Annotated in this window: 5 protein-coding genes; 4 read left to right on the top strand and 1 reads right to left on the bottom strand. The window is 77.1% G+C overall.

The window, feature by feature from the left end:
• Positions 1-75: 75 nt before the first annotated feature.
• A complete protein-coding gene (locus ACFWXO_RS31645) occupies positions 76-1770 on the bottom strand; it encodes an AAA family ATPase (protein WP_380528059.1) in 1695 nt (564 codons plus the stop codon).
• 326 nt (positions 1771-2096) lie between these two features.
• On the opposite strand from ACFWXO_RS31645, the gene ACFWXO_RS31640 reads away from it, so the two are divergent.
• The 4 genes from ACFWXO_RS31640 to ACFWXO_RS31625 all read left to right on the top strand — a co-directional run bounded on the left by ACFWXO_RS31640 (position 2097) and on the right by ACFWXO_RS31625 (position 5824).
• Complete coding sequence (locus ACFWXO_RS31640) at positions 2097-2963, top strand: 2-oxo acid dehydrogenase subunit E2 (protein ID WP_380528054.1); 867 nt, start codon at positions 2097-2099, stop codon at positions 2961-2963.
• Positions 2960-4048, top strand: a complete 1089-nt coding sequence (locus ACFWXO_RS31635) for an alpha/beta hydrolase (protein WP_375893176.1) — start codon at positions 2960-2962, stop codon at positions 4046-4048. Before ACFWXO_RS31640 ends, ACFWXO_RS31635 begins: the two co-directional genes overlap by 4 nt.
• Positions 4049-4175: 127 nt before the next feature.
• Positions 4176-5015 (top strand): BTAD domain-containing putative transcriptional regulator, encoded by an 840-nt coding sequence (locus ACFWXO_RS31630; protein ID WP_375893178.1) that lies wholly within the window; start codon positions 4176-4178, stop codon positions 5013-5015.
• Entirely contained in the window at positions 5012-5824 is an 813-nt protein-coding gene (locus ACFWXO_RS31625) for a thioesterase II family protein (protein ID WP_380528045.1), read from the top strand. The genes ACFWXO_RS31630 and ACFWXO_RS31625 overlap by 4 nt, the downstream gene beginning before the upstream one ends.
• The last annotated feature ends 114 nt before the right edge of the window (positions 5825-5938 follow it).

Below are 5938 nucleotides of genomic sequence, written 5' to 3'. Positions count from 1 at the left end.
CCCACACCCACCCGGTCTGTGCGCACCCTCCCCGGGGCGCGGGCGGGGGCCCGGGCCCCCCCCCCCCCGGCCCGGTCACGACGCCCGGCGGTGCTCCTCGACCACCAGGCGGACCAGCGCCGCGCGGGATCCGATGCCCAACTTCCGGTAGGTACGGGCGATGTGCACCTCGACGGTACGGGCGCTCAGCCCGAGCCGGTCGGCGATCTCGCGGCTGCGCAGCCCGGTGCCGGCGAGTTCGGCGATCTCCCGTTCCCGCCCGGTGAGCAGGTCCAGGGTCGGGCTGCCGTACGGACCGGCCCCGGCCGGCCCGCCGGTCGCGGGCGGCGGGGCGCCTCCCGGCGGACGGCCGGACCCGGCCCGGTCGGCCCCGTCGGGGCGGTCCTCGCCGCCCAGCCGCACGGTGGCCTCGGTGAGCAGGGCGCGCGATCCGGTGCGGGCCGCCATCTCGTCCGCCGCGGCCAGCAGTTGGCCGGCCACCCGGTCGTCGGCCGGGCCCCCGCGGCCGAGCGCGGTGAGGGCCGCGCCGAGCCAGTGCCCGGCCAGTTCGGTGTCCCCGGTGCGCAGCGCCGTACGGGTGGCCGCGGTGAGCACGGCCGCGTCCCGCGGGTCCAGCCCGGGGGTGGCCCGTTCGATGTGCGGGGCGAGCCGGTCGGCGGGGGCGCCGCGGGCCGTGAGGAGCTCGATGGCCCGGCGGTGGGCGTCGGCGCGCCAGCAGCTGTCGGCGCCGTCGTAGACCAGCCAGCGCACCAGCGGGTGCCGGAACCCGCTGTGCGGGCTGCCGGCGAGCGGTCGCAGCAGGTCGAGCCGGCGCAGTTCGTCGAGGATCCGGCAGGCCTCGTCCTGGGTGGTGCCGGCGACCGCGGCGACCCCGTGCGGGTCCAGCTCGGTGCCGAGCACCGCGGCGGCCGCGAGGACGAGCCGCTGGCGCGGGCCGAGGACGGCGAGTTCGGTGACCAGGTGGCGGGCCAGCCGGTCGGGCAGGGCGGCGTCCGGCGGCAGGCCCCGCAGGTCCGCGAGCGAGCCCTCGGGGCGGCCGGAGAGCCGGCCCGGGCAGACCCTGGCGAGGGCCAGCAGGTAGAGCGGGTTCCCGTGGGCGTCCCGGTGCAGGGCGCGCGTCCGGGGGTCGGTGGCGGGCAGGTCGAGCAGTTCGGCGGCCCGGGCCAGGTCGAGCCGGCCGAGCTCGATCCGGCGGGTGGTGCCGAGCTGGCTGCCGCGGGCCAGGCCCGCGAGCAGCCCCTGCGGGGCCTGCCGGGGCCGGTGGGCGACCACCAGCGCGAGCGGGGCGCGCACCGGCCAGCGGATCAGCCGGTCGAGCAGCGCGAGCGAGCCGGGGTCGGCCGCGTGGACGTCGTCCAGCACGATCAACAGGCCCCGGCAGGTGTGCTGTTCGAGCAGCGCGCAGAGGCGCTCCGGGACCGGGCAGCCGCCCGCCGGGTCCACCGACCCGGCGATCCGGCGCATCACCGCGAGCAGTTCGTCGCGCAGCCCGGCCCGGTCGGCGAGGCCGATCCAGGCGCGCAGGACCTGCACGAACAGGCTGCCGGCCATGCCCTGTTCGGCCGGGTCGGCCAGGGCGCGCAGCACGGTGAAGCCGCGGGCGGCGGCCTCCTCGGCGAGCGCGGTGAGCAGGCGGGACTTGCCGCTGCCCGGGTCTCCGGCGAGCTCCACCACCTGCTGCCGGCCGTTGGCCACTTCGTCGAGGACGGACTGGAGTTGGTTCAGTTCGGCGCGTCTGACGGTGTCCGTGCGGGCACGGTCACGGGTCACGACGCGGGTCTCTCGGGCCTCTCGATCGTCTCGGGCTTCGCGGATGTCTCGGGTCTGCTGGACTGCGATCACGGTTGCTGCCCCTTCCCCCTCCCCCGTGGCGGGCGGAACTGGCGGATCCCCCCAACCTCGGTCGATCGTAGCTTCGAACACCGATCAACTGGCCGGACGAAACAAGGATTTCACGATTCCCGCGACCGCTCCGGCGACCGCTGCGGAGCTCGCGTTTCAGAACCTGTTTGGCGCCGTGCGCCAGGCTCGGCCCCTCCACCGGTCCGGCCCGTGACCACCGACCGACCGGACCGATCCGACCCGAGGGGCCCGTCATGACCAGTCCGACCGGAGCCGATCCGCGGCTCGCACCGCCGCCGCGCGAACGGCGGCACACCCTGTACTTCCTGGAGGCGATCCGGGACTTCTCCCCGGTCTTCCTGGACACCGAGGTGGACGCCACCCGGCTGCTCGCCGACCGGGCCGCGGCCCGCGCGGCCGGACAGCGCCGCTCGGTGGTCGGCTACCTGCTGGTGGCCGCCGGCGGGGTGCTGGCCCGCCACCCGGCGGCCAACTCCGCCTACCGGGGCGGCCCGCGCCCCCGGGTGGCCGCGTTCCCGACGGTGTCCGGCAAGGTCACCCTGGACCGCACCCTGGGCGGCACCCGGGTGGTGCTGTCCACCGTCGTCCCCGAGCCGCACACCGCCGGCCTCGCCGAGGTGCAGCGCCGGCTGGACCGGGTGCTGGACGGCGATCCGGCCGAGCTCCCCGAGTTCGCCGGCATCCGCGCCCTGCACCGGCTGTCCTGGCTGCGCGGCCGCCTGCGGTTCGCCCGCGCGGCCCGCGACCTGCGGCTGCGCCCGCTGATCACCGGCACCTTCGCGGTCACCTCGCTCGGCCACCGGCCGGTCGACGGCTTCCACTCGGTGGGCGGCACCACCGTCACCCTGGGCGTCGGCCGGATCGTCGAGCGCCCCGTGGTCCGGGACGGCGCGATCGTCGCCGCGCCGGTGTTCCGGCTCAGCCTGGCCTTCGACCACCGGGTCATCGACGGCGCGGAGGCGGCGGACGTCCTGACCGAGATCCGGGCCGCACTGGAGGAGTGGCCCGCTCCCGGGGACGACGGAGCGCCGGGCGGGGCGACGGGCGAGGCGACAACCGGTCAGGCCGGCACGCCCGTCCCTTCGGAGGCGACGGCATGACCGGCCGCCCCCCGGCGAACGACCTCGCCGAACTCAAGCAGTTCGTGGTGGCCCAGGCGACCTCCCAGGGCATCACCCCCGACCGGTACGGGGCCGTGCTGGACGGTGTCGTGGACGACGGCGACGGCGGCCCCGGCTCCTGGGTGCGCCGCTGGACCGAGGCGGGCGACCGGCTGGAACGCGAGGGCAGGCTACTGGAGGCCGGCCGCTACTACACGATGGCCCGCTTCCCCTACCCGTCCGGCTCGGCCCGCCGGGAGGCCGAGGAGCGCGCCCGGGACGTGTTCGCCCGCTGGGCCGCCGACTTCCCCGGCATCGAACGGATCGAGGTGCCCACCCCGGCCGGCCCGGTCGCCGCCTGGGCGGGCGGGCTGTCGGCGGAGCAGCCGCGACCGCTGCTGCTGATGTCCGGCGGGATCATCAGCCTCAAGGAGCAGTGGGCGCCGGTCCTGCTCCAGCTGGCCGAGTTCGGCCTGGCCGGGGTGGTCACCGAGATGCCGGGCGTCGGCGAGAACCCGCTGCCGTACGACCTGACGGCGCCCGCCCTGCTGCCCGCCGTCCTGGACGCCGTCGCCGACCGCGCCGACACCGCGCGGACGTACGCGCTGGCGCTCAGTTTCAGCGGCAACCTGGCGCTGCACGCCGCGCTCGGCGACCCTCGCATCCGCGGCGTGGTCGGCGCCGGCCTGCCGGTGCACGACTTCTTCACCGACCGGGCGTGGCACGCCACCGTTCCCCGGGTCACCGTGGACACCCTCGCCCACCTCGCCCGCACCGACGCCGGCTCGGTGTTCGACGCCCTCGCCCCGCTCGCCCTGGACCCGGGCCGGCTGAGCGCCGTCGACGTCCCGGTCGCCCTGGTCGCCAGCGCCCGGGACGAGATCATCCCGCCCTCCGACACCGACCGGCTGCGGCGCTCGCTGCGCAGCCTGCGCCTGCGGGTGCACGACGACGTGCACGGCTCGCCCCGGTTCTTCCCGCAGACCCGGCTGTGGACGCTGCTCACGGTGCTGCGGATGAGCGGCGGCCCGCTGGACCGCCGGCTCGCCCTCGGCGCCGAACTGCGCGCGCTGGACCGGCGCTAGCGACGGGCGGCAGGGAACGGAGGAGCGGCACCGGGGCCGTCCGCACGTACGTACGTAGTTCCGCTGATGCGCGGACGGCCCCCGTGGGACACCCTGAGCCGGACGACACGCCCTCAGGAGGCCCACGGTGAGATACCAGTTGCTCGGAAGCCTGCACGTCACCACGGAGCACGGCACCTCGGCCGTCAAGGCCCGGAACATGGAGGTGCTGCTCGCGACCCTGCTGGTCCGCGCCAACGAGGTGGTGCCCGTCCCGCAACTCGGCTTCGAGATCTGGGGGGACGCCCCGCCCCGACGCCACCTGGCGGCGATCCACGTCTACATCTCGCGGCTGCGCAAGCTGCTCGCCGACGGCCGCCCGGAGAGCGCCATCGTCACCCAGTCCCCCGGGTACGTGCTGCGCCTCGGCCCGGAGGACCGGCTGGACTCCGACGACTTCCAGCACCTGATGCAGACCGGACGGGCCGCCGCCCGGGACGGCCGCACCGAGCAGGCCGCCGCCGCCTTCGAGGAGGCCCTCGCCCTGTGGCGCGGCCCCGCGCTCGGCGACCTGCGCTCCGGGCCGGTCCTGGAGGGCTTCACCACCTGGGCCGAGGAGGCCCGGCTGGAGTGCGTCGGCATGCACGTCGAGACCGGCCTGGCCACCGGGCGCCACCGCGAACTCATCGGCCGGCTCTACTCCTTGGTCGCCGAGCACCCGCTGCACGAGGCCTTCCACCGGCAGCTGATGATCGCCCTCTACCGCTCCGAGCGGCAGGCCGACGCCCTGCGGGTGTACCGCGCGGCCCACCGCACCATCACCGCCGAACTCGGCATCGAGCCCGGACGGGCGCTGCGCGAGGTGCAGCGGGCGATCCTGCTGTCCGACCGGCGGCTCGACCTGCTCCGCCCGCAGTGGGGCGAGCGCTCCGGGCCCGCCGAGCCGGGCGACCAGGCCGACCGGACCGAACGGCGGGCGGCGGCGTGAGCGCCGCGGCCGCTTCCGTCGACAGTTCCCTGTGGGTACGCCGGTTCAGTGCCCCCGGCACCCCTCGCATCCCCGACCCGGCCGACCCGGCCGGCTCGGCCGACCCGCCGTTGCGCCTGCTCTGCCTGCCGCACGCCGGCGGCTCGGCCTCGGTCTTCCGACCCTGGGCCGCCGCGGCCGGGCCGGACGTCGAGGTGCTGGCCCTGCAGTACCCGGGCCGTCAGGACCGCTACCGGGAGCCCGCCGTCGCGGACCTCACCCGGCTCGCCGACCTGGCCGCGCCCGCCGTCCGGGCCGCCGTGGGCGACGGCCGCTACGCCCTGTTCGGCCACAGCATGGGCGCCCTGCTGGCCTTCGAACTCACCCGCCGACTGGAACGCGACGGCCGCGCCCCGGAGTTGCTCACCGTCTCCGGCCGCCGCGCCCCCTCCACCCGGCGCGACGGCGAGTACGCCCACCTCACCGACGACCGCTCCCTCGCCGCCCACCTGCGGGACCTCAGCGGAACCGACCCGCGACTGCTCGCGGACGAGGAGGCCCTCCAGATGATCCTGCCGGCCGTCCGCGCCGATCTCGCCGCCGTGGGCGGCTACTTCGCCGGCCCGGAGGTCACCGTCGCAACCCCGGTCCTCGCCCTGATCGGCGACGCCGACCCCTGGGTCACCCCCACCGAGGCCGCCGCCTGGCAGCGCCACACCACGGCCGCCTTCGAGCTCGGGATCCACCCCGGCGGCCACTTCTACCTCGACGGACGCCGGCAGGAACTCCTCGCCCTCCTCGACGACCGCCTCACCACGGCCCGCCGCTGACCGCCCACCGCGCCCCGGGGGGGGGGGGGGGGGGGGGCCCCCGCCCGGCCCCCCCCCCGCCCCCCGCCCCGCCCCCCCCCGCGGGGCGGGGGGGGGCGGCGCGGGGGCCCCCAC

The sequence above is a fragment of the Kitasatospora sp. NPDC059088 genome (assembly GCF_042738155.1).
Classification (GTDB): domain Bacteria; phylum Actinomycetota; class Actinomycetes; order Streptomycetales; family Streptomycetaceae; genus Kitasatospora.
The sequence above is the reverse complement of the archived record's forward strand: the minus strand, read 5'-3'. Positions and strand labels throughout refer to the sequence as shown.

What these genes read in the sequence shown, in the direction of transcription:
- ACFWXO_RS31635 (WP_375893176.1), top strand. Translation starts at nt 2,960, where the DNA reads ATGACCGGCCGCCCCCCGGCGAACGACCTCGCCGAACTCAAGCAGTTC.
- ACFWXO_RS31640 (WP_380528054.1), top strand. Translation starts at nt 2,097, where the DNA reads ATGACCAGTCCGACCGGAGCCGATCCGCGGCTCGCACCGCCGCCGCGC.